Origin of the sequence: Neorhizobium galegae (assembly GCF_021391675.1) — a bacterium.
In the GTDB taxonomy this organism is placed as follows: domain Bacteria; phylum Pseudomonadota; class Alphaproteobacteria; order Rhizobiales; family Rhizobiaceae; genus Neorhizobium; species Neorhizobium galegae_B.
Genome location: NZ_CP090095.1, coordinates 4,066,370 through 4,090,247, shown reverse-complemented (window position 1 = coordinate 4,090,247; position 23,878 = coordinate 4,066,370). Strand labels below are relative to the sequence as shown.

The 23,878-nt window shown below is 60.2% G+C and carries 27 protein-coding genes; 1 reads left to right on the top strand and 26 read right to left on the bottom strand.

The features are described from left to right. Window positions 1–384 precede the first annotated feature (384 nt). From LZK81_RS20050 to LZK81_RS20030, 5 genes are all read right to left on the bottom strand, one after another. Window positions 385–750: a hypothetical protein gene (locus LZK81_RS20050; protein WP_233954415.1), complete on the bottom strand. Its 366-nt coding sequence runs from the start codon at window positions 748–750 to the stop codon at window positions 385–387. Between the two features lie 67 nt (window positions 751–817). Beyond that, entirely contained in the window at window positions 818–1,102 is a 285-nt protein-coding gene (locus LZK81_RS20045) for a hypothetical protein (RefSeq protein ID WP_233954414.1), read from the bottom strand. Between the two features lie 60 nt (window positions 1,103–1,162). Further along, window positions 1,163–1,468 (bottom strand): hypothetical protein, encoded by a 306-nt coding sequence (locus LZK81_RS20040; protein WP_233954413.1) that lies wholly within the window; start codon window positions 1,466–1,468, stop codon window positions 1,163–1,165. Beyond that, window positions 1,468–2,049: a lysozyme gene (locus LZK81_RS20035; RefSeq protein WP_233954412.1), complete on the bottom strand. Its 582-nt coding sequence runs from the start codon at window positions 2,047–2,049 to the stop codon at window positions 1,468–1,470. Before LZK81_RS20035 ends, LZK81_RS20040 begins: the two co-directional genes overlap by 1 nt. Beyond that, a complete protein-coding gene (locus LZK81_RS20030; RefSeq protein ID WP_233954411.1) occupies window positions 2,018–2,266 on the bottom strand; it encodes a hypothetical protein in 249 nt (82 codons plus the stop codon). Before LZK81_RS20030 ends, LZK81_RS20035 begins: the two co-directional genes overlap by 32 nt. A gap of 132 nt (window positions 2,267–2,398) precedes the next feature. On the opposite strand from LZK81_RS20030, the gene LZK81_RS20025 reads away from it, so the two are divergent. Further along, a complete protein-coding gene (locus LZK81_RS20025) occupies window positions 2,399–4,921 on the top strand; it encodes a thiol-disulfide oxidoreductase DCC family protein (protein ID WP_233954410.1) in 2,523 nt (840 codons plus the stop codon). Here LZK81_RS20025 and LZK81_RS20020 read toward each other — a convergent pair. The 21 genes from LZK81_RS20020 to LZK81_RS19920 all read right to left on the bottom strand — a co-directional run bounded on the left by LZK81_RS20020 (window position 4,879) and on the right by LZK81_RS19920 (window position 23,810). Beyond that, the gene (locus tag LZK81_RS20020; RefSeq protein ID WP_233954409.1) at window positions 4,879–7,686 is read right to left on the bottom strand and encodes a glycosyl hydrolase family 28-related protein; all 2,808 of its coding nucleotides are present in this window, start codon (window positions 7,684–7,686) and stop codon (window positions 4,879–4,881) included. The two genes, LZK81_RS20025 and LZK81_RS20020, sit on opposite strands and share 43 nt — an antisense overlap. A gap of 71 nt (window positions 7,687–7,757) precedes the next feature. Further along, the gene (locus LZK81_RS20015) at window positions 7,758–9,971 is read right to left on the bottom strand and encodes a hypothetical protein (RefSeq protein WP_326491497.1); all 2,214 of its coding nucleotides are present in this window, start codon (window positions 9,969–9,971) and stop codon (window positions 7,758–7,760) included. Next, window positions 9,968–10,408 carry a DUF6950 family protein gene (locus LZK81_RS20010; protein WP_233954408.1) on the bottom strand — a complete coding sequence of 147 codons (441 nt, stop codon included), beginning with the start codon at window positions 10,406–10,408 and terminating at the stop codon, window positions 9,968–9,970. Before LZK81_RS20010 ends, LZK81_RS20015 begins: the two co-directional genes overlap by 4 nt. A 1-nt stretch (window position 10,409) precedes the next feature. Further along, complete coding sequence (locus LZK81_RS20005; protein ID WP_233956631.1) at window positions 10,410–11,012, bottom strand: hypothetical protein; 603 nt, start codon at window positions 11,010–11,012, stop codon at window positions 10,410–10,412. Continuing rightward, window positions 11,012–11,770 carry a hypothetical protein gene (locus LZK81_RS20000; protein ID WP_233954407.1) on the bottom strand — a complete coding sequence of 253 codons (759 nt, stop codon included), beginning with the start codon at window positions 11,768–11,770 and terminating at the stop codon, window positions 11,012–11,014. Before LZK81_RS20000 ends, LZK81_RS20005 begins: the two co-directional genes overlap by 1 nt. Window positions 11,771–11,772: 2 nt before the next feature. After that, window positions 11,773–12,144 (bottom strand): hypothetical protein, encoded by a 372-nt coding sequence (locus LZK81_RS19995; protein WP_233954406.1) that lies wholly within the window; start codon window positions 12,142–12,144, stop codon window positions 11,773–11,775. Further along, window positions 12,128–14,314, bottom strand: a complete 2,187-nt coding sequence (locus tag LZK81_RS19990) for a phage tail length tape measure family protein (RefSeq protein WP_233954405.1) — start codon at window positions 14,312–14,314, stop codon at window positions 12,128–12,130. Before LZK81_RS19990 ends, LZK81_RS19995 begins: the two co-directional genes overlap by 17 nt. Next, window positions 14,311–14,811, bottom strand: coding sequence for a hypothetical protein (locus LZK81_RS19985; RefSeq protein ID WP_233954404.1), 501 nt, complete (start codon window positions 14,809–14,811; stop codon window positions 14,311–14,313). The genes LZK81_RS19990 and LZK81_RS19985 overlap by 4 nt, the downstream gene beginning before the upstream one ends. A gap of 48 nt (window positions 14,812–14,859) precedes the next feature. Continuing rightward, window positions 14,860–15,078 (bottom strand): phage tail assembly chaperone, encoded by a 219-nt coding sequence (locus LZK81_RS19980; protein WP_233954403.1) that lies wholly within the window; start codon window positions 15,076–15,078, stop codon window positions 14,860–14,862. Window positions 15,079–15,212: 134 nt separating this feature from the next. Beyond that, entirely contained in the window at window positions 15,213–15,644 is a 432-nt protein-coding gene (locus LZK81_RS19975; protein ID WP_233954402.1) for a hypothetical protein, read from the bottom strand. A 93-nt stretch (window positions 15,645–15,737) separates the two neighbouring features. Further along, window positions 15,738–15,995 carry a hypothetical protein gene (locus LZK81_RS19970; RefSeq protein ID WP_233954401.1) on the bottom strand — a complete coding sequence of 86 codons (258 nt, stop codon included), beginning with the start codon at window positions 15,993–15,995 and terminating at the stop codon, window positions 15,738–15,740. 24 nt (window positions 15,996–16,019) lie between these two features. Continuing rightward, window positions 16,020–17,249: a phage tail tube protein gene (locus LZK81_RS19965; RefSeq protein ID WP_233954400.1), complete on the bottom strand. Its 1,230-nt coding sequence runs from the start codon at window positions 17,247–17,249 to the stop codon at window positions 16,020–16,022. 57 nt (window positions 17,250–17,306) lie between these two features. Further along, window positions 17,307–17,783 carry a hypothetical protein gene (locus LZK81_RS19960; RefSeq protein WP_233954399.1) on the bottom strand — a complete coding sequence of 159 codons (477 nt, stop codon included), beginning with the start codon at window positions 17,781–17,783 and terminating at the stop codon, window positions 17,307–17,309. After that, entirely contained in the window at window positions 17,783–18,367 is a 585-nt protein-coding gene (locus LZK81_RS19955) for a hypothetical protein (RefSeq protein ID WP_233954398.1), read from the bottom strand. Before LZK81_RS19955 ends, LZK81_RS19960 begins: the two co-directional genes overlap by 1 nt. Continuing rightward, window positions 18,367–18,693 carry a hypothetical protein gene (locus LZK81_RS19950; protein WP_233954397.1) on the bottom strand — a complete coding sequence of 109 codons (327 nt, stop codon included), beginning with the start codon at window positions 18,691–18,693 and terminating at the stop codon, window positions 18,367–18,369. Before LZK81_RS19950 ends, LZK81_RS19955 begins: the two co-directional genes overlap by 1 nt. Further along, complete coding sequence (locus LZK81_RS19945; RefSeq protein ID WP_233954396.1) at window positions 18,690–19,205, bottom strand: hypothetical protein; 516 nt, start codon at window positions 19,203–19,205, stop codon at window positions 18,690–18,692. The genes LZK81_RS19950 and LZK81_RS19945 overlap by 4 nt, the downstream gene beginning before the upstream one ends. Window positions 19,206–19,290: 85 nt before the next feature. Then, window positions 19,291–19,704 carry a hypothetical protein gene (locus LZK81_RS19940; protein WP_233954395.1) on the bottom strand — a complete coding sequence of 138 codons (414 nt, stop codon included), beginning with the start codon at window positions 19,702–19,704 and terminating at the stop codon, window positions 19,291–19,293. A gap of 54 nt (window positions 19,705–19,758) precedes the next feature. Then, window positions 19,759–20,169, bottom strand: a complete 411-nt coding sequence (locus LZK81_RS19935) for a hypothetical protein (RefSeq protein ID WP_233954394.1) — start codon at window positions 20,167–20,169, stop codon at window positions 19,759–19,761. A gap of 75 nt (window positions 20,170–20,244) precedes the next feature. Then, window positions 20,245–21,537 carry a phage major capsid protein gene (locus LZK81_RS19930; RefSeq protein WP_233954393.1) on the bottom strand — a complete coding sequence of 431 codons (1,293 nt, stop codon included), beginning with the start codon at window positions 21,535–21,537 and terminating at the stop codon, window positions 20,245–20,247. Window positions 21,538–21,632: 95 nt separating this feature from the next. Continuing rightward, window positions 21,633–22,352, bottom strand: coding sequence for a S49 family peptidase (locus LZK81_RS19925; RefSeq protein ID WP_233954392.1), 720 nt, complete (start codon window positions 22,350–22,352; stop codon window positions 21,633–21,635). Between the two features lie 180 nt (window positions 22,353–22,532). Then, window positions 22,533–23,810: a phage portal protein gene (locus tag LZK81_RS19920; RefSeq protein WP_233954391.1), complete on the bottom strand. Its 1,278-nt coding sequence runs from the start codon at window positions 23,808–23,810 to the stop codon at window positions 22,533–22,535. Between the last annotated feature and the right edge of the window lie 68 nt (window positions 23,811–23,878).

Sequence of the window (23,878 nt, the reverse complement as noted above, 5' to 3'; positions counted from 1 at the left end):
ACTTTGATGAGGGCGGCGGGTCTCAGCTCGACAGGGCTAGCCGGCGCCAACAACGTCCACGCCGCGCAAGCCGCCTATCGAGCCTTGCCAGACCGCTACCAGGAGAGTGATATCCTGCGGCTTCGCCAGGGCACCCGGGTTATGGCCCGCACGCGAGGCACCGGAGAGGAGCACCGGGCGTTCATGAAGCGGATGTATGGAACCGGGGATGCGCCGAAAACCTGACTGGATATGGCTCGTCGCCATCGCGGGGCTGATCGCACTTCAGATCGTGGCCGTCGTGATGCAGTTCGTATAGGCCAAACGCAGAAAAAAGCCCCGCAGCCGGTTAAGGCCACGGGGCTCTAGGTCCGCCATGAAATGCGGATGGACTATATCACCGGATCACGGCGGCAACCAGCGGCGCAAAGCCGGACCGATGTTTTCGCCGAACCAGAGGAAGGCGGTCCCGAAGGCGCCGATACCAAAGCCAGATCCTATCAGCACCATGCGCATGCCCCACCCGAGTGTCTTCAGCCGGTTCCATTCCTTGAGCGTCGGCTTGATCTCGGTCTCCATGAAGCCAGTCAAACTGGTGATGATGTCGCGCTGTTGGGCAACGGTGGCGCCTGCCGCCACGATCGTCTTCTCGGTTTCGCCGATCCGATGCGCCTGTTCGTCGATCCGCTCATGGATGCGTTGCCTGCTTTCCGAGCTGGATTTTCTATCGGTATCGAACTCGCCTTCGAAACGGTCCAATCGATCGGCCACAGCATCTACCTTTCCCTCGAGCCGGCCAAGCGCTCGAAGGATGTCGTCATTTGAGACCATCGAAAACCTATCTCGCTGCAGATTGCTTCATGTCGACGCCCCATTGGGCGCAGTCCGCCGATTGCCGATCGCGATTGTCCGCAACGACGTCCCAGCGCTTCAGGGTGATAACCCGCGGCTCACTCGGCTTGGGCTTGACGCGCTCCATCTTTGCCGTGCAGGCGCCAGGAAGGTCAGGAAAAGGCGTTGAGGCCTGCGCCCGCCCCTTCGCATCAGCCGCCTTCTCCGCCCGCTCCTGAACGCTCTGGCAGCCGGCCAGCAGCGTCAGCAGGATCAATGACGCCCGTACCATTGCAGTTCCTCCTCGGTCCATGTGTCGAGGCCATCCTTGCGGGCCTGCGCTTCGAGCTCGTCAATCTTCGCCTCTGCCGCCTGGCGTGCCAGTTCGGTCGCGTCCGCGCGCTCCTGCGCTCTGGCGGCTGCCGCATCGGAAATAGCCCTGCGGCGGCGCCTCCTCGTCGAGTTGCGCTTGAACCGTGTCCCGCTCGAACTTGGTGACCATGTTCGCTGTGGCTGCATCCACGCGGTACCAGACAATCCCCGGGACGATCTGGCCGATAAACGGAAGGCGGATGCCCTCATAGAACAGGACGGAAAGTCCGACGCCCGCCAAGACGGCGATCGGCAGCTTGATGATGTCGGATAGGCTCGCGAACATCAGAGACCACTCACGCAAAGTTCAGCTTCGCCGATGCGCTGCGCGTCACCCATCTCGCGGCGGCGAACCAGCCCCGTGACCACCTGGCCGCCTGCCCGATTCCACGCTGTCTGAGCTTCGCATGCCTCCCGATACTTGCCGTCACGGATGAACCCGGCCGCGCGCGAGCCGCACATCCCGGCGACACCGAAGTTATAGGCGCCGGAGATCGCGGTCGCCTGGACGCTGATCGGCTTCTTGTCGAAGTTTGCGATGCATTTCGTCAGTGGGGTGTAATAGTCCCGGTAGACGCGCTTGATCAGCATCGCCTCGCATTCGGCCGGCGTCTTCGTCATACCCTCGGTGATGCCCTTCGTCTCGCCGTAGCAGATGTCCCAGATCTTGGCGAACGGGTCCCAATGAGATTTGAGGACCAGCCCCTCCCATGACTTAATAAGGTGGTCGACGGCGAGAACGACAGCGACCGGGGGCTTGCTGGCGAGATAGGCACTGTAGCCGCCACCGCCCGCGAAGAGCGCGAGCACACCGGCGATGGCGGCCTTGCCGCGGCTACTGCTGCGGATCTTGTTGATCGGGGGCATCGGAAACTCCGTTCTGAACGATGATGCGAGCGACGAATGCTGCCGCGGTGGTGAGGCCAGAGAGCGCCGCAAAGATGCCCTGCGGCCAATCGAGACGGTCGGCGATGTCGGGGAGCGAGAAGATCACTTCCAACCCGGAGAGGATGCCAGCGAGGATCATCAGCCGGATCGACCAGGCGCGCTTAAGCACCCGGCGCCAGTCGGCTACGAGTTTCATGGGTGATGTCCTTTGAGGTTAGGTCAGGGAAGATCGGCCATCCCGGGCCGCAACTGCTGCGGGATTCATGTTCTTGAATTGCCGCCCCGGAGGTATTACGAATCTCATCCGCAATCGAAATGAGATATCGAAATGGTCTACGCATTCAGTGATGGAAACCCGCTTTACGAGTACATGGTGTTTGTTCTCGTTCTATTGGCATCCATCGCCGCGTTCACCGCCGGGCCGGTTCTTCGACAAGCAGGCGTCATCATTCATCGGATAGCTGAGTTCTCCAGGCAGCGGCGGGCGCTGTCCGAGCATGGCTTGACTGCCGATCTCAGACGCGTCGATCTATTCCGCATAATCGTCGGGGCTTTGGCGACCTTCCGATATGGTGAGATGCTGACGATCGCGATCTCGGGCACCAACGTAGCGGCAACGGCTTTGGCAGCCGGCGCGACGCTTGTGGCGGCATGTGTGACCCTTGGTCTCTTCACGCCCGTCTCCGTTTTCGTCTTGATGTCGACATCCAATATCATCTTCGACAACTACCTCGGCGCATCGACGCTGGGGACCATGGTGATGTCGATCTGCCTCATGACCGTTCTCCTGGCGCCAGGCGGGCTGACATTGTCTATCGATGCGGTTTTGGTGAATAAACGGGCGATCGGGAAGCTGATCCGAACACTCCGCGCCTTGACCGGTCCCGCCAGTGAAGATCGCATCCTCGTCGCCAAGCTGTGCGGGCTGTTCGCCTATTTCTGCGTCTGCCTGTACTCGGTTGCGTGGCACACCACCGATGAAGCATGGATGTCCGGGCTGATTATCTCTTGGGTCATGCTTTCCCCGGCCGCGAACCCCGATTTTTTCAGCCATATGTGGAGCTTCTATAACTTCTTCCCCTGGGGCTTCGTCGCGCTCGGAAAGTTCGCTATTGCCGGAATGTTCGCCTGGTATGTGCTTACGCTTCCGGGAATTTTCATGGGCCGATGGGTCCGGGCGTTCACGATCATCTGGGGCCTCTTGTTCTTTCTGATCAGCGCGCTCGTCCTTCCGCTCCAATATCTCGGTTGGTATGAGCTGGCTTTCTGGTTCCTGCTGTTCGCTTACGGCAGGCCGTTCGGATCACGATCAGGGCCCGAACTGGCTGTGTTGTTCGACGATCGCTGCAATCTCTGTGATCGGACAGTCAAAACCCTCGCGCAGATGGACCTCTTCAGCCGATTGGAGTTCCGCCCCATTCGCCGAAACATCGAATTTGCGAATGCGAACGGCGTGACGCTGGAGGAAGGACTTACTGATCTGGTCGGCGTCGACCTCACCGACGGCTCGCGGGTGTCAGGCTTCGATCTCTATTACAGCCTCACAAGCCGTATGGTCCTTCTTTGGCCAATGCGCCCCATTCTGTGGATTGCGCGGATGACCGGAGTTGGTCCCGCGATCTACCGGTACATCGCGGACCGGAGAACGAAGCTGTTCGGTGTTTGCGAATTTTCGAACATCCCGGACCGATATATCAGGCCCGCCTCACTCTCCCCCCATGACCTCGCCAAAGATACAGTGGCTTCGCCTTTCTTCGCCGGCATGGTCCTGACGCTTCTTGTCCTCGCGATGGCCTTTCTCGTAAGGCTCCCGATCGGCACGACAGACCCAGATGCGCGGCCAATCGCCGGCATGTCGAAGAGCATCTTCGGATCGTCGTCTATGGCGTTCGGCATCAACAAGATCAACGTCTTCAATGCGCCGGATCTCGCGCTCTTCAGATTCGGCAGCACCATGTATTTTTACCCGGATGGCGTTGATCTGACGTCACCGTCTCCGCTGGATGACGAGAATGATGATGACCTTCTCTTCAACTATAGCGACCAGGAAACCTATTTCCTGACGAGCCACATGCGACGAATGTCCAGGATGAATTTCGGGTGCGATCGAGAGATGGCGAAAGCAACCCTCCCGACATACGCCACAATCTCCCGGACGCCGGCCGGCGAAATTCCGCAGCAGGATGTCGTGCTCGAGTTCCGAATTTCTACATGGCCATCAGCCAAGGATCTGCAATCCTATTCCGCCTTGGAGTTCCAAACCTGGCCTCTCTGCCGATATCGTTTGAACCTGCGCGATGGAACGGTCAAAGACTTCGTCTTTGTGCAGTCGGGACTGGATGAGGCCGTCAGGCAGAAGGGTTTCCCACCAATCCTAAATGCAAAGTTCGCGGAGGCCGCGACTAAGTTCCCATGCCGCTATGCCGCTGCGTTCACCTATATCACCGCAGGGCCGCAGCCCTTGGACGAGCGGGGCAAGAAATTTACCGACGCCGTGCTGCAATTGCCCGAGGATGCCTTTGGACGCTTCCCCAGCGACTGCTTCCTCGATACCTGGAAGATTATCAACGACCGGCCAGACCTGTTTACCGGAAACAACATTACGATCACCCAAGAAAATTGCGAGATTGGGGTAGAGTTCCTGCGGCGTCTTCAGCAATCGGTGTTATCGGACGCTGCCTTGACGGCGGAAATAGGTGCTGGCCGACAACGCGCCGAGAGGGCGGCATCGCAAACGAACAGCACGCAGTGCTTGCGTGCCGCATTTGAGAGTTGGAGGACGTACTGGTCCGCAGTGGTGCGCCCAGGCTACGCCGCAAACCAATTGAACACGGTAGGCGCAGCCGAGTAGGTGATCTTGATTACTTCGCCCTGACGGACGCGGCAAAGCCCTCCTGTCGCACCATAGACCTGCGTTGCCAAAGCCGGCCCCTTCGCGATGGCTGTAACCGTCCCGCCCAGAATAATTACGTCGCAGTCGTAGGGGAAAGGATTCAGCAGTTCGGCATTCGACGCGGGCACGGCCGGCGACGATAGAACCGGGCTTTTCCAGCCAGGGCCGAAATTGCCGGAAATGTAGTTGTCTTGATTAAGGTTCAGAAGCGAAGCCGCAATCGTCGCCTCAAGCCGGTTATTCATGACGCGATTCTTGACTGTACGCACCGTCGCCCCGACCCGCACGTCGACAACGTTTGAGGATGCGAACTTTGGCGACCGGCTATCGATGAACGAATTTCCGATGATCCCGATTTCCTGGCAGCCAGTCGCCGCCTGATCGAAAGAGTTTTCCATAACGATGAAGCTCATGCCTGTTTCAGCGAGCCCGACATTCTCGATCACGTTTCCCTCTACGACGGTGTCGTATGCATCAATCAAATTGATGCCATAGCGGCCAGCGTTGAAAATGATATTGCCCTTGATGATATTTCGCTGCGCCTGTCCCGACGTGCCGGAAATCGATCCGCCCATAACTCTAATGGCCGGCTCGAAAATGTTTGGCGTCAGATACCAGACCACCCCCGGGGCCGTCGTGTAGGTGAGCTTGTAGGCGTCACCGGAGGCAACCGGAAAGCTCGCGTCAGCACCGAGCGTCTGGGCGACGAAACTGCCATCAGTCCCACGCCGACGTGTGACGGAAACACCAGTGCCACCGATAAGAACAACGCGCCCTGCCTGTGAATATGTCCAGTCGTATTGAGCGCCCGAAGCCCCTAGCGTTGGCGCAGCAATCTGAATGCGACCCGTAGGCTCCCGCATCTTATTGCCATTGATGGTGCAGCCAACAGGGCCAGTCGTCGGGATATTGTCGTTGAAGAAATTCAAGCCCATGTACCCGTTGAGCAGGATGCCACCGCACTTGTCGAAGACATTGTCTTCGATCGAGCAGTTGACCAGGCCAAAGTCCGAACGGATCGTGCCAATCGATTGCTGGTAGAAAGTCGCGTTGAGCGGAGATGCACCCACCGGAGTGATGGCCGCGCCGATGATGCTGTTGTGCTTGATCGATGCCCCTTCGGCGTTGAATATGTCGATCGCCGGACCACCTGGGTTGAGGATAAGGTTGTTTTCAATGACCCCATCGAGCGATGACCCGATTTGAATGACGCTGCCTGTGATGCCACCCGGCGCTGTGGCCGTCGCATATTGCGGCAGGAGGCCACGGACACAGCTCTCAAAAACGTTGTCGCGCGCCCGGCATCCACGGACACCGTTCTGGAAGGCACCATTCTTCTGACGCGGGTTTTGCGTGCCAAAAACGAGGCCGTTGCCAAAGCAGCCGACGAATTTGACCCGCTCGACGATCGCGAAATCGACGTTCAGAAACTCGATGCCCGCGAGGGAATACCCGACGACCGCTCCCACCGGGAGACCGCCTACGCTCTGCAACGATCCATCTAGCTGCAGATCCGAAATCACGATGTTCTTTTGCGGATACCCCGCGCTGGAGGTGACGGGCCCAGAGAAGTTCAGGGCTGTAATAATATCGTTTTTCGTCAAGTTATCGGAGGCGTTGAGCGCAGCCGAAGCTACGATTTTGCTGCCCCAACCAACACCCCTGAGAGTGATATTGGAGCACCCGGTCAAATTTATCGAAGAGCCGACCAGATAGCTGCCGGCGGGGAAGAATATAACGCCACCGCCCCGCCCGTTGACCGTCTGGACGGCTGCGTTGATCGCGGTGGCGCAGTCCGTTACCCCGCCGATCACGGCGCCGAACATCTGCGGCGTCAAGGTCGCATCGGCGATTTCATACCAGACCACACCGCCGCCAGAGAGAGTGATGGAAAACTTCCCATCGTGCGATGGCTGGCTACCGACCTTCTTGTAAAGTGCGGCACCCCAGTCACCGGCGACGGCATAGCCCGCAGTTCGAATATAATCGGGGGCAGCGACCGGGTGCCAAGCCATCGCGACAGTGCGTGAAGCGAACGTATTTTCAGCAATGATAAAGGCTGAAGCCAAGCCCGATGCTATAGCGGCGGATGCCGCCGCGGCATCTCTCGCAGCTTCAGCAGCATCCCTCGCTGCGTAGATCAGAGCCGCGATCGCTTCATCGTTCAATAAACGAAAGTTCGAGCCTTGAACCAAGCCGATGATCGGACCCGACGTCAGGCCGCCGACAGCTACATTCTCGTTGCTGCGCGTCTTGATTGTCAGCGGCGAAGCACCATTGAAAGAAACGGTGACCGGGCTGCCGATATTGGTTTCAAAGACGAACAGCACCACAAGGGCCGAGGCCGACACGGGAATTGGCGTCACTGCCTGGATTGCATCAGGCGTGCCTGCGCCAACGTCAGTCGCGATGATGAAGCTGAAGGGTAGATCGAGGATGCGTGTCCACGACCCGATACCTGACGCTCCAGACTTCCGATAGATGCCATTGTTGGCAACCGTGCTATCAGCGAAAACCCATGCAGTAACGTCTGCCGCATGCGCCAGATCAGCGTTGAGCTGCGCCAGCGTCTGCTTAGCGATAGATCCTGCACCAGCAGAATATGCGTCAATGGCCTGCTCGACCTGAGTCCAAATCTTACGGAGATCGGACTTAGATGGCTGATGCGGGCTGGAGGACGGCCCGTCTGCAAGAACAACCTGAGGGCTAGGGTTCAGCGGCATGATTACCTCATGAAAAATCGCTCCCGCTCGCAGCGAAAGTCGATATTGGATGTTTTGTGGCTCTGTCTGTTTTAGGTCACAACCGTCGTTGCGGATGCTTGAGCGGTTGAAGGAACGCCGGAGATATTCTCCGCGCCGCACCAGTATTTCCAGGTACCTACCCCAGGGGTATCGTTGAACGAGATCACCTGGTTGGCGTTAACGGAGTAGCGGCCGATTAGCGTAGCGGCCGCGAAAGTCTGGCCAGTCGTGCCCCGCCTGAAGATCAGATAACGAGTATTGTCGTTTGCCGCCTTCGCACTGACCGGGACTGTCGTAACACTGTTTGGCGCGGTCATATTGGTTGGAGTACCAGGCGGCACTGCATCCACGGTCGAGGTGATGTTTGCCGTGATGGACCAGTTGCCAGGAGCGCCTCCCGAAGAAAGGAACTGCGCCTGGATATCGAGCAGTTTGTCAGTGGGCACGACAGAAGTATTCAGTTCGACGAAACCGCCAACAGCTGTCGCATCAGCGAATTGCTGCTCGATCCAAGCTCCTGGGCTTCCCGTGCCATTGTCTGCAAGGCGATACCTCACGACAGGCGTCAGGCTTGCATCCTCCGGATCAAGAATAACGACGCGGATATAGACGCTCTGCCCGTTCGGCCTGGCCTGCACCAGATTGATGACAGGGGTCACGACGCCGATCACATTCGGTACGCCCGGAACATTGGGCTGCTTTCCCTCGTCGACGGAAGGATTCCATGCGTCGATATCATCCGGATGCTGGATGAAATCCATCGTAAACCCGCCTTGCGCCGGCGCGAGAACCGACCGTCGGTTTTCGATTAGCTTTCCATAGAGACCCGGAAGCCGGATTGGCGCCAGCACTCTGACCCATCGAGCATAAGCCGCATTCATACCGCATAGGCCAATGTTCAAGGTCCCTCGAACCTTCTGCTGAGATCTCTTCCATTCCCTCGATCCCAGGCGACGGGCCTGTCGCCACTGCTGCACAGCTCCATAATCGGCCTGCACGGACAGAACTCGTCCGGCATCGATCTGGGCATCAACGTCCTCGAAATAGTCGGTATCGGTCGTCGTGTATCCGGTCGCCGGATAGTTGAAGGTCGGCACCAGACGGTTGATCTCATCTTCCGGAAGAACGTCGTTCTCTTTCCGATAGCCGAGGATGTCTTCATCGGTCAGTGTTGCGCAGCGGCTCTCCCTGAATTTGCCTACCGTTAATATTTCCGAACCATCGCCACGGATCACCAGGTGCCCGTCGCAAGCGGCCAAGAGTGCGTTCAGTACTGCCTTGGGGTCATTCTCCGTCGTGTCCCAGACATTGCTCTGGTAGCGCTTCTCCGCTCCGCCGGCCGCGAGCGGAACATCCTCGTCGCAGATGTTCGCCTCCTCGATCCAGTAATCGAGCACGGGAAGGATCGCCTTCTGGTAATCTCGCTTGTAGCCGAACTCGGAAAAACACCGCCAGTGGATGATCTGCAGCACTGTGTTCTGGGTCCACTTCCAGGTGCTCGGATCGGCCGGGTTCTGCGTGGGGTCGCGCATATCCCAGCATAATGCATCGTCCGTCTCGACCTTGAGCAGCGGGGCGCCGTAGGGGAAGAGCTTGTTCTGATCTTTTTGACGCGTGGCGGACGCAACCATATAAATGGATGCCTGCCCGTCTCCCCGGTGGCTGTTTGTCCATAGTCCAACTCCAGCGAACGCAGCAACGGCGGAAGCGTAGGGAATGCCGGTCGGTAGCCCAAGGCGATAACTTATGGCGACGTTTGGCGCATATCGTTCGGTGCCAGAGGAAATGGCTCCACCTCCGACAGGAACATAAACCTCGTCGTCATGCAGCCAAAAACGGTTGAACGACTTGATCCTGTGCCCACGAAGCGCCTGGACGGAATGCAGATTCGGACCTTCAACCGCCCAGAGCATGAATGCGCCGGCGGTCTGATTACGGCCGTAGCCGAAGATCCTGTGCGGGATCGGCTGCTGCATCGGAAGTTTGCCCTTTTCGGGCTTCGGCGGCTTCGGCGCCATCAGCGCCTGAAGGCCGATCGTCAGTGCCGTCGTCGCGATCGCCGACGCGACACCGACGCCAACTGAGAGCGCGGTACCGGAAAGACCAAGGCCGCCAGCACCCAAAATAGCCGTGAACAGCGGCGTGAAGATCGGGTCGCGCCGCGGCGGTGTCGGTATGCGGGTGTTCGAATAGAGATCTATCTCCCGCACCCGGATCTCGATCTCTTCGCTCGGCAGGTTCTCGTGGACGCTCCTGATTTTCACGCCGCAAGCCTCCAGGCCGCGATTGTCGGCAGATGCTTTCCCACCAGGCCAGCCGGGCCGAGCGAGAGCCACAGCGGCCCGAATCGGATCGCCCCAACCACGGCAAAATTCCCCTCGACCCCGGCCGGAGCGCTGACGCAGCCGATATCGCCATCCATCGGGTTCTGGACGCGCTTGAACCCCAAGGGCAGAAGGCGCGCTTCCATGAATGCGACGTGGCCGCCGGCATCCTCGATTATGGCGTGCGCTGCTTCGGCCGTCCGATAGGTGCCGCGAAGATCGGCCGCAGGATCGATTCCTGTCAGGATCTCAACCCAGGTGGCGCAAATCGTCGTGCAGTCGTTATAGTTCCGCCCGTGCGGATCGGCAGGATGCGGCTTGCCGTCGCCGCCCCACATGAACCTGTGTGGCAGGCGGATGAATTCGTGGATGTCCATGTCAGTATCCGAGGCCCCACGCCGGCTGCACGGCAGCCGCGAGGCGAGACGTCTCATTGCAGAATTTATCGGTCGACGAGATCGCCTCCTGATGTGGCTGCGACCACAGCGACCGTGACGGCCGCGACCGCGCTGCGTCGCCCGCCATCACCGACAGACTGAGCGTCAGCGTCGGCGATTGCCCGGACTTGACCGGTAGCGACTCCTCGACCGTGTGCGAAGCCCGCCCCTGCCAGAATGGAATGATTGCGCTCATCGGCTGGAAATAGTCATCCAGCGTCGTAAGCCCGATCGTCACCTGCTTGCCACGGATTGGCGGAAGGCTTTCGATCATGGCCCGACCAGTATCGGGATCGATCCCGGAGAGGCTGAAATCAACCGCGTCGGATGCGCCGTTGAGCAGCACTTCGAGCGTCGGCATGCCGTTCAGGATGCCGCCGCCCAGATACACCGCGCCGTCGTCGTCGATGCTGTCGAAATTGGCCGGAATATCCTCCGCGCCGAACCAGACATGGAGCGGCGGCTCGGTCGCCACATGCATGAAAATGCCGAGGGTATGACTGCCACGCATTTCCTCGATGATGTTTTCGGGAACGAAGTCCATCATTTGCCCTCAGTAAATTGCAGCGTAGGGTTCGATTGATAGAACCCTTCGATATCGGTCGGCAGGGTGAAGCCCATCGGAAACTTCATGACGCACATCGGGCGGGCCAGTTCGATCCGCGTCCCGGCGAGGACGGGAGCGCGGAGCGGCACGTCGAGCGCCAAGCGGTATTCCTGAAACGGAAATTCATACCCGCCGATCGTCTCGACGCCATCATCATAACGATCGAGGACATCCCAGTAGCTGTAGGCGCGCCATCCCTTGATATCGTGGTAGATCGAGAACCAGTCGTTGTGTCGCAACGGCCGCGCTGGGTTATAGACGCGGATACGGACGATCCCGGCGTACTGGGCTGCATCCTCCATGACCTGCCCCCAGACCGTCGCCTGCGAATATCCGGACTCATCCGAGAACAGGCTTCCATCCGAATGCGGAATGCCCGCGACGATCGGCGTCGGCACTCCGCCAATGATGGGAAACGGGCCATACCAGTCGTTCAGCAGCGGCACGTTGATGAATCGCACCCCGCTGTTGAGGTAGGCCCGCAACCATCCGAGATACTCGAATTGCTCGGGTTCATGGATGAAGCAGTTTTCAGCGGTCGCGGTGACGATCGGCCCTCCGGAGAGGTTGATACTGATTGCGTCACCCATGCCGTTACGGCCGCCATCGACGCCGCCCCCAGGCGTATCGAAGGTCACCTTGGCCGGCATGATGAAGTCCATGTTGAGTGTCGGGACGGAAGAATATTTGGACAAGTTCAACCCTTCCGCTTGGTATAAGTGGCCTGGACTGCGCCGAAGCCGCCGCGCTCTTGCTCTTTCCGCTCCCGGCGCAGCTGATCGCTCGTCACCTGACGGGAGATGTCCGGCGCCTCTTCTCGAACGATTGTCCTGGTCATCGTCTTGATATTGCCGTCGCCATCGAAGGAATGGACGTGCTCGAAGCGCAGGTTGGTATTTGCTGGCGCGGGAGCCGCAGCCTGTCGGATGGGCGCAACGGTCGGCCGGCCACCTCCGACACCGCCGTCCGCGTAACCCTGCAGACCGAGACGCATGCCCTCGACCACACCGACGCCGCCGGCCCTCGCAATGTCGGCTTGGCTCCAGACAACCTCACCCCGATGCACCACGCCGGCGGGGTCGTTGACGCCACCGTGTCCGGTGAAGCCACCGCGATCGTAAAGCCCGATACCGCCGAGCGACCATGCCTTGGTGAACTGCGGCGATGCGGACAGCGCCGAATTCAGGCCCCCGCCGCCAAAGAGGCCACCGAGCCATCCGAACAGACCGCCGCCACCGCCACCCAGAAGGCGCGGCCGGAGCTGTGGGGAACATGCCGGTGGAAAGCGACTGACCCAGCTTCCCGAGGCCTCCGCCAAACGTATCGACGTTCTTCGATGCTCCTCCGAGAGCGTTGGTGAACTTGTTTACGTATTCGGTCCCGCTCGTGCCGAGCATATCCGAAACGTTTCCGCCCTTGCCGACAGATCCCGGACCGCCGAACCATGCTTGCGCGGCGCCTGACGGCCCGTACTTGTTCACGTAGCTCCCGAACCGATGATCAAAGACTTTGTCCTGCATCGAAGGGTTGGCAAGAAAATCGCTCGCGGATAGACGCTGCCCGAGAGCCGCTTCGGACCAAGGACCGATATTATTGCCCATGACCTGGTAGCGGCCATAAGCTCGGTCACCGTTCTTCGTGATCGGGCCAAGCGCGCTATATCCGCCGCTTCCAGCGCTCTCGATCGACGCAATGGCATCCCGATATGCGGATAAACTGGATACCGCGCCGACATCTGGCAAAGGTGCCCTGGTTACGGGCGTGACAGGCGCACGGTTATCATTGGCAGCCCGTCCGGAAAACAGTGATCCTGCGATCGATCCCGCCGCCGAAATGCCGGAGACTTGGCTACCGCCGCTCGCGGGGAACATGACAGCGGCAAGGCCATTGAACACGCTATCCCAAAGGCGGTCCGCCTGCTTGCTCAAAGCGTTGATGATGGAATTTCGCAACGCGTCGCCAATGCTGTCGCCGGAAAGCAGGCCTTCCTTGAAGTCATTGAAGAAGCCAGTCACATCAGAGCGCAGCTCCTTCACCCGTTCGAGCTGACGAACCTGGCCGGCGTAGTCGCCATTGAGGTCGATCGGCAGGCCGGCACTCCTCTGGCTGGATGCAATCTGCTGGTCGATCGGCGACCGTCCAAGCTGATCGATGTCGAACTTCAGATCCGCCTGCATGCGGGCACGCGCCATCTGCTCGGTCAACTGACCATAGGCTGCCGCCTGGTCTCGAATTGCCGCAAGTTGGTCTGGCGAAAGCTCCAGGTTCTGCGCATAGGCGGCATTGAGCTGCTCCTGCTCAAAACGCAGGGCCGCAGCTGCAGAGCCGGTGAGGCCCAGAAGGTCCGCTTCCTGCTGAAGCTGCCGCAGGCGGTCGCCGCCGCTCTTATTGATCTGGTCGTATGGGTTGAAGGCCGGATCGAGCTCGCGGTTTGGCCGCGCCTGCGGTGTCGGCACACTGCCGGAAGGGATGAAGTCTTCGGGCGCATAGAGCTTACCGCCCTCAGAAAAGAGCTGCGAGAGAGTGCCTAAGTCCGGAAGGATGGAGCCGCTGCCTTCCTGCCGGATATCTGCCGCCGCCTTTGCAACTTCTCGGAGCCGAGGCAGCAACGCGTCGTAGGCCTTGATCAGTCGGTCAATGACCGGCAGGCCTGTCTTTTCATAAGCCTCACTAAGCGCGTTCTGCACGGTCGTCAGGTTTTCAATGGTGGCAGTGCCATCCATGATCTTCGACTGGAGCTCGGTGAAGCTCCCGGTGACCTTTCGAAACAGTGGGTCCGCGTCTTGACCGAGGCCTTGCATCGCCCGCCGCGCCGCTATGTATTGCGGGTTAATGTCGGAGAGCACGTCTTCGACCGGCTTGAACTGCTCCTTGGCAACGACGTCGGCGGCCTTCAGGCGGTTTGCCGCGTCGGCGGCCCGCTCCATCTGGTCGGCATAAGCCTTGAGCATCGGGGTTGCGTCACCCCACTTGTTCGCGACCGAGGCGATCAGTTCCGCCTGAGCACGCAGATCCGCGCTCATCTTGCCGGAACCCTCCGACGACGTGCTGAAATACTGGATGAGCGCCGCCACCCCGGCCGTTAGACCGATCGTCACAAGCGATACCGGGCTGATCAGCGACAGGAAGGCAGTCGCCAGGCCCCTGACAGGCCGCTCCATGGTCGAAACGACTGAGGCGAGCTGCGTGCCCTGCTGAAGGCCGATCATGAGCGGCGACATGCCCATGGCTGCCGTCACCGCGATGTCCTGGAACTGATAGCCGATATTCGCGGCATCCAGGCCCCCCCGCGGCGGTTGTCGTTCGCGCCTTGCATGCGCAATGCATTATTGGCCTGAACCTGCGCATCGCGAACGCGGTTGATCTCCTCGATCTGCTGCCGCTTCAGCCGAGTGATCGTGGCAGTCGCCTCCTGTTCGGTGGTGACGCCAAGCATGACGGCCCGATTGATCACAGCCAAGCTCTGCGTCATTTCCCGTTCGGCGCGCAGCTGCGAATTGAACACCGGGTCGATACGCCCCCGAAGGCGGTCGTAGGCTTCGCCAACCTGGTCTATCGACCGTGGCAACTGACGTTCATAGACCTGTTGCTGGCGGTCGAATGCACTCTGCGCCTTCTGCATCGCAGCTTGCGCGCGGTCGCCCATGTGGTCGTAGGCCTGGCTTGCCAGACGCGCACCAGCGACAGCGCCGCTGGCGTCAATGACGAGCTCGACTACTCTCTGTTCAGCGGCCATGAACTGCTTCCGTGGGCTCAAAGTCAGGATGAGATGCCGCCACCGTAGTCACGGTGACGGGGATTGCTTGACCGACATGAACGCGTCGTCGAGGGCTTCGATGACCTCGATCTCCCAGGGAGCGAGCATCATGCGGGCATTGCGAACGAATGCGTCGATATCGGTCCATTCGATCGGCGTCCGGCCGGCAAACCCGCTTCCCTTGCGACGCCTGATACGGTTGTAGGCGCGCCAGAGATAAGCCAACTCCTCCGGGTAGGGAGGCATGGCTAGATCCGCTTCTAGCTCTTTGATGCGCTTTGGTTTCCGGGTCCGCTCGATCTGCGCAAGAAGAGACTCACGGACCGTGAGGCCGTCCGCATCGGTTACTGCCAGGGCGAACGCCCGCTCCGCGTAGGCGATCAGATCTTCGCGGAGGCCTTGGTAAAACGGCGCTCGTCCCCGAATGCGTCGAGGATCTGGGCATAAGCCCAACCCATTTCCGGCTTGACCAGCAACTCGGCGGCCCGCGATGCGTCGTAGGTATCTGCCCCGATTTTCACCGGCGTCCAATCGACGATGCGAGCGACGACGCTTTCGACGTTCTCGCGACGGACATCATCGGGCGTCTGATCTTCAGCCTTATATTTCTTCCCGTTCACCTGTGCCTGCTCGATCCGCTTAGCGCGATCAAGCGCGCGACGCGCGGCGGCTTCGCTATAGGCAAGGGATTTTGGATGCGAGGGGCCGGCGAGCGTTACGACCCATCCGGTCTGCTGGCCATTTGCATTCAGAATATGCAATTCGCCCGTGTCCGCCGGCAGAAAGGCGGAAATATCGATAGCTTCGGTCATGGCATACGTCCTTTGTCGGAAGGGAACGGGCGAGCGCCGACACGCCCGCCCGCCATTGCGCGCAATTTTCATCGGCTCGTCGGCGCCGATCTCTTACTTCGACCGCTCGACCGTCTTTTCGACAGCCTTTACGGCCGCAGCTTCCGCCTTGCCGGCAAGAGCAGGGTCGGTGCCCTCCGGCATATCGACATGGACGGTGGTCGCCACCTTACCGGTTTCGCTGACCGCGATCGTCGGGAGATCGTAGACGGTGCGCGGCCAGACGACATGAAGGCCGGCAGCGCGGGCCTCGGCAATGGCGTCATGCAGTGCGGTCGCAGTCTCCCGCACCTTCTGTTCGGCAGCTTTCATTACAGCCTCCTTTGGGCTAGTTCGTCAGCTTGCGTTGCTGACCTGGAACTTGACGGTCGTCGGATCGAAAGCGCCGCCACGGGTATCCTTGCCGACCAGATCCGCGGGCACTCCGATCGTGACGGTGCGAGCGCCGCCGGCCTTGGTCAGGGCCGATTTGGCGACGCTTCCGAGCGTGAAGTTCGGGACGACGAGGGAGAAGAAATCGGCCGGCGAGGTTTCGTTCTCGGACGCCAGCAGATGCAGCGACAGCACGGTTTCGTCCGACAGGTCGGCAAGCGCCTGCATGTCCTTGCGCAGCAGCGTCAGGTTCATCGACGCCTGCACCGTGCCGAGGAAGACATCCGGCGCCAGCCCGGTCGGATTGACGGTAGCCGGCGCTGCAGGCTGAAGGTCCATCGTGAAATCGAAGCTGGTGAGATCGAGCTCGTCACCAGAATCGAACCGCAGCACTGCTTCCGACGCGGCGAGAGAAACGTTCGTCGGATCTGTCGGATTGGTGAAGTGCGGAGCGGCGGCGGCATCGACGACATCCAGCTGACCGGTACCGGTCCAGCCGTACTCGCATTCGAGAAGCCCATCGGCACTCATGCGCAGCATCAGGCGAGACCAGCGGCAATCCGTATAGACTTCCGACGCATCGAGGTCGTATTCGTGCTCCTCGATCGTGAAGTATTTCCGGGCCAGGGCGCCCGCCGCTCCGTTGATGATGACGCGGCCAGGCCGGACGATCGAAAAGGTGGTGTCCGCTGCGGCGTTGACGACGAGGGTTTCTGCAACGGTGATGACCAGCGAAGTCAAACCGACGATCCGCAGGTTCCTCCCGTTATTGGCGGCATCCGGCAATCCCGAGGGGCGGACGACGTCACCGACCCGCAATCCCTTGGTGATCCAGTTGCCAGCCGCAGCAACAAGGGTATTGGCGCCGGTCGTAACGCTGGTCATGTCGGCTTGCGTGATGGCGAGATCCGCCGTCGACCAGGCGCTGCGCATCACAGCCTCGAGGACAGGATCGGCGCGGCCGATCGCAATCTCGCTGGCATAGGTGCCGGCCGTGCGCCGCGAGCCGTGCCGGCCGCGCAGCTGCTGGGCGTCGTGCCGCACGATCTGCGACTGGATCGCCTGCTTGGTCAGCTGACCGCCCTGGCCGCCGCTCGTCCACAGGAGCAGGCCACCGGCTCCGGACGCTTGCGCGCCCTTGGCCGACTGCTCCTTGATGGCGACATAGCCGTTCCAATTCTCAGAATAGCTCATCGCGAGCGCTCCTCAGTGTTATCCGCTCATGCGCGGGTTGCTGTTGGTGGGTGCGGACTAACCGCGATGCCAGTAGGCGAACGGACACGTCATTGTCGTGCCGAACCAGTTTCCGTCGTCGGACCGGCTATTGCCGGCCGCTGGATAGGGATCTTCCGTCCGGACGTAGCAACCGGGCGTCTGGTCGTAGAACTTCTTGCGGCGGAAGATCTCGCCGATCGCCACCGCATATTCTTTTCCGAGGGCGGTCCCCGTGCCGACCGGCGTGAACACATGCACCTCTATCAACCCGTCATAACGATAGACGTGATTGCCTGGCCTTCCCTGCCCAATAATCGGAGCGCTGAAGCACTCGATCTCAAGATTGACCCAGGGCGCCAGGATCGTCGCGTCCGGATCTTCCGGCGTCGGCGCGGCGATGACCGGCGGCCAGGGATCGGCAGGCGTCTCGTTCTGGTAGGTGATGCGCGTCGTCGTCCACCCAGCCTGCAGACGGGCAAGGATGGCAGCTTCCGCGCCGGCATAATCGGCCATTATCGTTCCCTGATCACGAGCGTCGGAAAACGGTAGCTGTCGCGATCGGCGCCTTTGGTCGGCGCGCCGCGAGCTGACCGGTAGGTAAAGCGCACCGTCACCAGGTTTCCGAAGCGGTCCATGATCTTGCGAAGCGCCTGCTGGTAGACCCTGGACGTGCCGGAAACCCGCATCTTCATCTTGCCGACTTCGATTTTGCGGCTGTAGGAAAGCTGGTTCATAATCGAGATCTCGGAACCCGGCTTCCAGTGTTTCAGGTTCCGCTCGGCAATGCCGTCGACCATGATCGTGTGCGACAGACGATATTCACCGGAAAGAACGGGCGACAGATCGAATAGCGTCACCATCGCGAATTCGACGACCTCGTCGAGGCGGCGATATTGGTAGATGATGATGCCGTCCGGCCTGGCGCGATCTTCCGGCGCGCCGATAATGCCGTCGACGATGCGGACGAAGGATTGCGGCGCGGGATCTGCGGCCATGATTTTGGCATGCTCTCGCTTCGCGGTTTGCACCAGAAGCGCCTTGGTCGCCTCGACGGTATCCTGCTTGAGGATCCGCACCGTTTCCGCGATTGCAGCCATCAGCCCTTCACCACCATGTTGATGCGGACGATGATGTCGTCCATCTTCAGGATCTCCGGCGATCCGACGATTGCCCGCGGCGTCCCATCCACGACAACACTGCCGCCGGCGGCGGGCATGCCGAAGGTGGCGAGGCCGGTCGGCGAAACCGTCACCTTCTTGTCGGACTGCGTGATAGTTCCGGCAATTTCGTCAGCTGCGATGCCGCGCACGAAAGCCTTCACGACGGCTTCGCCGGCGGCAGTGTTCCCCTTGCGAAGTTTCACCGTCTGACCATGCTGGGCAAGCTGCCGATCGAGCATGGAGATCGCTTGATCTGGGGTCACCCGTACATCCTCAATCCCATGAGCAATTCGTCGGATGCCTTTCGCAGGACCTCGCCGGCCTGGTCGAAGATCGTGTAATCGATCTTGCCAACTCCATCGACTTCCTCAGATCGCAGGAAAAGGCTTTCCTTGCTAAAGGCGGTCATCTTCAAGGCCATCAGGATGACAGCGCGCTTGGCTTCCGGCGGAACATTGTCAGCCTCGTAACCCGCATCGTACTGGACGCGGACTGCATCAGGCTCACAGGCCAGCCTTGGAAACGAAAAGGAGGACGAGAACCGAATCCCAGTGTCGACCGTCCGGTAGGACGACTGATCAACGGTCTGAAGTACCCCCTGAACATCAAGGTATTGGACGACGATATTTCCGATGATTGGCGGGTAATAGAGAGAGACATCCCGACCGCACCAACCATCGTCTTCCATGATCAGCCGCTGTTTACCCAGCGCCCGCCCCAACCAACCGCTCGGGCCGTCAATGGTGCGCTGAACAGCTGCGATGATCTGCGTCACGGCTGAATCATTCCCCGCGTGCGAGCCCGGCACATCGCTGGGCGTAGCAATAGGAGCAGGCCCAGAGAGGCGCCGGGTCGTCATCTTACTTCGCCAGCTTTGCGAGGTCTTCAGATGCAGCCTTTGCCGCTGCTTCCGCCGACTTGAAGGCTTTTTCCGAGGCGGTCTTTTCTTCCGCCGTCGTGGCCTGAGCCACTCGGTTCTTGGCGTTTTCGAGCGCTTGATCGGCCGTAGCTTTGGCGGACCGGGCCTCGACGAGCTTCAAGGCTTCTTTTTCAGCCTTGTCGCGCGCCGCCTTTTCGGATGCCGCCTTCTGTTCGTCCGGCTCGTCAGCTTTTTCGGCCAATTCGCGAGCGCCTTCCGGCAGGCAGCCAGCAGCAATCAGCCGATTGGCTTGCTCAAGGGTCGGAACGGGATCGAACGTATCGCCCCGCTCGAAACGCTCGCCACTGCGGATGTCGACGCATGCAGCAAGCACAATCAGTGCCGTTTTTGTCATGATGATTCTCCAGATTAAGAGGTTCCGCCAATGGCGGATGCGTTACATCGCCAGTCAGGCGACCGGCGAGTAACGGGAGCCAGACAGGATTGCGACGGCGGCGATGAGAGCGGCTGAGGCATTCCCGGCGGGCGTGATGGTCATACGGAGGTATGCCTTCGGCCCGACATAGCCGATTTTCCGGGTCTGATCGTCGTTGTCGAATTTGAAGCCGGCGTCTGCCTCCGTTCCCGTCAGCTGACTATCGGGAACCGCAGCCGCGTCGGAAAGATTGGCCTGGTCGCCGTGCTCGACGAGGACGGTGAAGGTTGCGTCGGCATCTGCGACAGATCCGATCGCGATGGCGAACATCGCCTTTTCGTAGCCTGCCAGGGAGATGATCTGAGAAACGAGTGGCGTGTTATCCGCGACAGAAACCGGGCTGATCGCCCGCTTTACTGCGAGGTGGTGAGCAAGATCGCGCATGGCGATGTCCTTTCTGAGGGGTGTAGAGGGAAAGTGCGACCCGATGTCTTCGGGTCGCTTACATCACTCCGGCGATCAGGCCGGGATATCGAGGCCGACGAAGGGCGAGACTTCGTAGCCGTTTTCTTCCTTGATCGGCGCCTTCATCCAGGGAGCGCCATCGACGTTCCAGAAGATCTTGATGACCGTCTTGTTCTGGGTGAACTTGACATGCTCGGAAGCGGCAACGAACGGGCCGGAGCCGTCCTTGATGAGGTAGTACGACCAATCCGCAAGGATAATGTCGCCCTTGACCCCGAGCGCAGGCGCACGGTTGTTCCAGCGCACCGGATAGCCAAGCAAGGTGCCCGCGAACCCGTCGCGCGCGTCCGGCTTCCAGATGTAGTGACCTTCCGGGTCCGTGAGCTGCGCCAGCGGAATGATGGCCGACTGAGGCATAGACCATACCGGCACGCCGCCGCGCATCAGGAGGACGGCGACCATTTTCAGCAGGTCGACATAAGTGACCTGGAGCGCGGTGGTGCGGTTGATGTATTTCATCGCCGGCGCGTTGATAGCGCCGAGCGGTTGCGTCACGCCGTTGCCTCGCAGGAACGCATAATCTTCAGCGGCGGAAACACCGCTGCGCATCTGCCCTTCCAGGAAAGATGCTGAAGCGCGCCAGTTGCGGAGCAGCTTGTCGGTCACCGTGACGAAGCCCGCGATTTCGTGCGGCGTCAGCGTGATTGCCGACAGATCAGCATCCGTTTCCAGCTTTTCGCCGCCTTCCTCGATCCAGGAGAAGGTCATGCCACCGAACATGTTGCCGGGATTGGCGCCGCCCTGCTCGATCGCCGGCATGGTGACACCGGCATCCGGCGGATCGCCGGCTTCCAGGACGGTTGCGCGCGGCCGGACAAGCGCATCCTGCGGTCTGACACTCAGGAGGGTATTGCGCAGCTGCGTCGGCACCATGAAGCCGCCGGAAGTGTCGTTGTCCATGCGCATTTCGGCCTGCATGCCATTGTCGTCCGGCTGATGACCGACGCCCTCCACGAAATTGAGGCGCTGATCGCTCGGACGGAAGCGAACAGCATGGAGGAACTCGCCCATGCTCTCGAATTCCTTCGCTGCTTCCGGACCGCCGGCACGCTCGATGCCGCCGCGACGGGAGGCGGCGGGAATGACGACGTTGAGCGCCGTTTCCGCTGCTTCCTGCCCTTCAAGGCGTCCAATCCGGGTATCCAGACCATCCTTTTCGGCCTGCAGCGCGTCGTATGCCGCCTGCTCTTCAGCCGAAAAGTCTCGATCTGCGGTTTCGGCGGCGGTAATCATGCCGCGCATATCGGCGACAAGCTTGGCGCGCTTTTCACGCAACTGCTTCAGCATGTGGATTCTCCTGTTTGCTGAGGTTCGGTCGGACACGTCCAGGCGTCGCCCGGCCGACCGACCGGGACGTGGAATTTCAGAAATTGGGTGGTGGATCAGAGCGACGCGGCGCGCTTCATCCGTTCAGGCGCCAGAGCCCGCTTGCGATCAGGCTGCGGTTCAACCCCGAACCGCTGGAGGGTTTCCTCCATCGTGCCGATCCTGTCCGCCATGCCATCAGCCACGGCTTGGCGGGCCATGACCATGCGGCCCTTGCCGAAACCATCCCGAACCGCAGACGTCGCGACGCCCCGGCCGCTCGCGACCCGCTCAACGAACATGTCGTAGTAGGCGGTTACCTGCGAACGGACGTGATCGAGTGCCTCCTCGCTCAACGGCGCGAACGGATTGGTTTCGGTCTTGAACTGGCCTGCGCCGATGATGGTCTTTTTGATGCCAGCCTTTTCGAGCGCAGCGCTGATATCATCGTGAATGGTATAGACGCCGATTGATCCGACCTGGCCGCTCGGGGTAACTACGATTTCGTCGGCGCCTGCAATCATCCAGTACCCAGCGCTCGCAGCGGACGCATTGACCTGCGCGATGATGGGCTTGATACCCTTGAAGCTCTGAACGACGCCTGCGGCCTCATCAGTACCAGACACCGCTCCGCCAGGCGTATCGACATCGAGGATGACAGCTTTGACGCCCTCGTCGTCTCGCGAGTTTCGGAGCTGCTGAATGAAAGCTTCGGAACTGGTCCCGCCACCGCCGGAGATGTTTCCCATCAGGTTCATCCGGTTTGAAATGACGCCCCGAAGCGGAATAATGGCCACCGCTCCCTCCCGGCGAGCGACCGCTTTCGCCGTCTGCGGTGCGATCTTTGCCTCGATCTCTTCTGGCGGAGAACTTGATGCCGTCCGCCTGCGTCGCGAGGAAATCGATGATCGCTACCATTTTCTCAGGCTGCATGGCCCAGATCTCGGAAGCGACTGCCATCAGGATATGAGCGTATTTCATTCCGGATCATCCTCATTTTCGAAGGCGTCAGCAGCAGGCTCTTCGGCCGGCGGCTGTTCCGCGCTCTTCGCCCCGCTGGGCTGATAATTGGGGTCCGTGGCGCGCTTCAACGTCACGAAATTCGCCGGCACAAAATGGTGGTCGCCCATCTCGCCGATGCCATCCTCGTCTTCCTTGGCGAGGATCATGTTTGGAGACATCCCGCCGACGCCGAACAGGCGGTTGTAGTATTCCGCTCTCGCCTTCATGTCGCCGCGCAGAAGGGCGTTCATGTTGAATTTGACGTAATAGCCCTTTTCCCGCTCCTCCTCTGTGAAGAGCTTGAAGTTGAGCTCCTCCTCCCAGGCATTAACCCACGGGTCGATCGTCTGACGCACGAACGCGATCATCAACTGCTCGATGCCAGCGCCGAAACTGGTCTGCTTCTCCTGACTTTGCAGCAGGATGAGAGGCACATCATAAATCCGGGCGATTTCGGCAATCTGAAACTCGCGAGACCCGAGGAATTGCGCATCTTCCGGCGGGATGGTGGTCTGAATGAATTTCATGCCCTCTTCGAGGACTTTCACCCTATGGGCGTTCTCAAGCCCGCCCTGAGGTTCAAGCCCCGATTTTGGATTTTCCGGGCTGGGCTTCTGCTCGCCATCCTTGCCGCGGATATTTCGCCTTGCCTCGCCGCTCAATCTGCCCGGATGCATCAGGAAGCCGCCAGACTTCGCATCGTTGGCGAAGAACTTGGAGCCAAACTCCTCCATAGCGAAACCCCAGCCCACAGCCTGGCGAGCCATGGATATCTGAGAAATGCCAACGTATCCGTCCTGGCTCTGGTCCATGATGTGGATGACGTTACCGCTGTCGATATCGACCTGCTTTCCGTCGATCCGCGTCCGGAACCAGTGGTCGCCGTTCTCACGAACCGGTGCGGTACGGTCAGGCAGGAGCGGGTAAAGGCCGACAGACTGGTTCCTGCCGTTCCGCTCGATCTCGACGTATCCGTTTCCCCAAAGCAGCGCGTGCGCCTGTGTGGTCTTGCGCAAGGTGCGAGAGCTCATCAGCTCATTCGGCCGCAATCCCAGGAAACCGGCAAAAGGGTGATCGTCGGCCGTCAGCTGACGGCGGCTTCCGTCAGGCATTGCCCGATACATTTTCAGCGGGAAACGCGCTATGGGATTGCAGATCCGGTTGACGCAGGCATAGACGACAGGAAGCTGCAGCGCGTTGTACTCGCTGACGCGCGTGCCGGCCTTGGTCTTGCTGCCTCCGATGGCTCTCACAAGCCATCCACCGGGTGAGGAGAAGCTGCCGCTTTCCTCGTATGTCGGCGGCCGGAAAATTGATGACA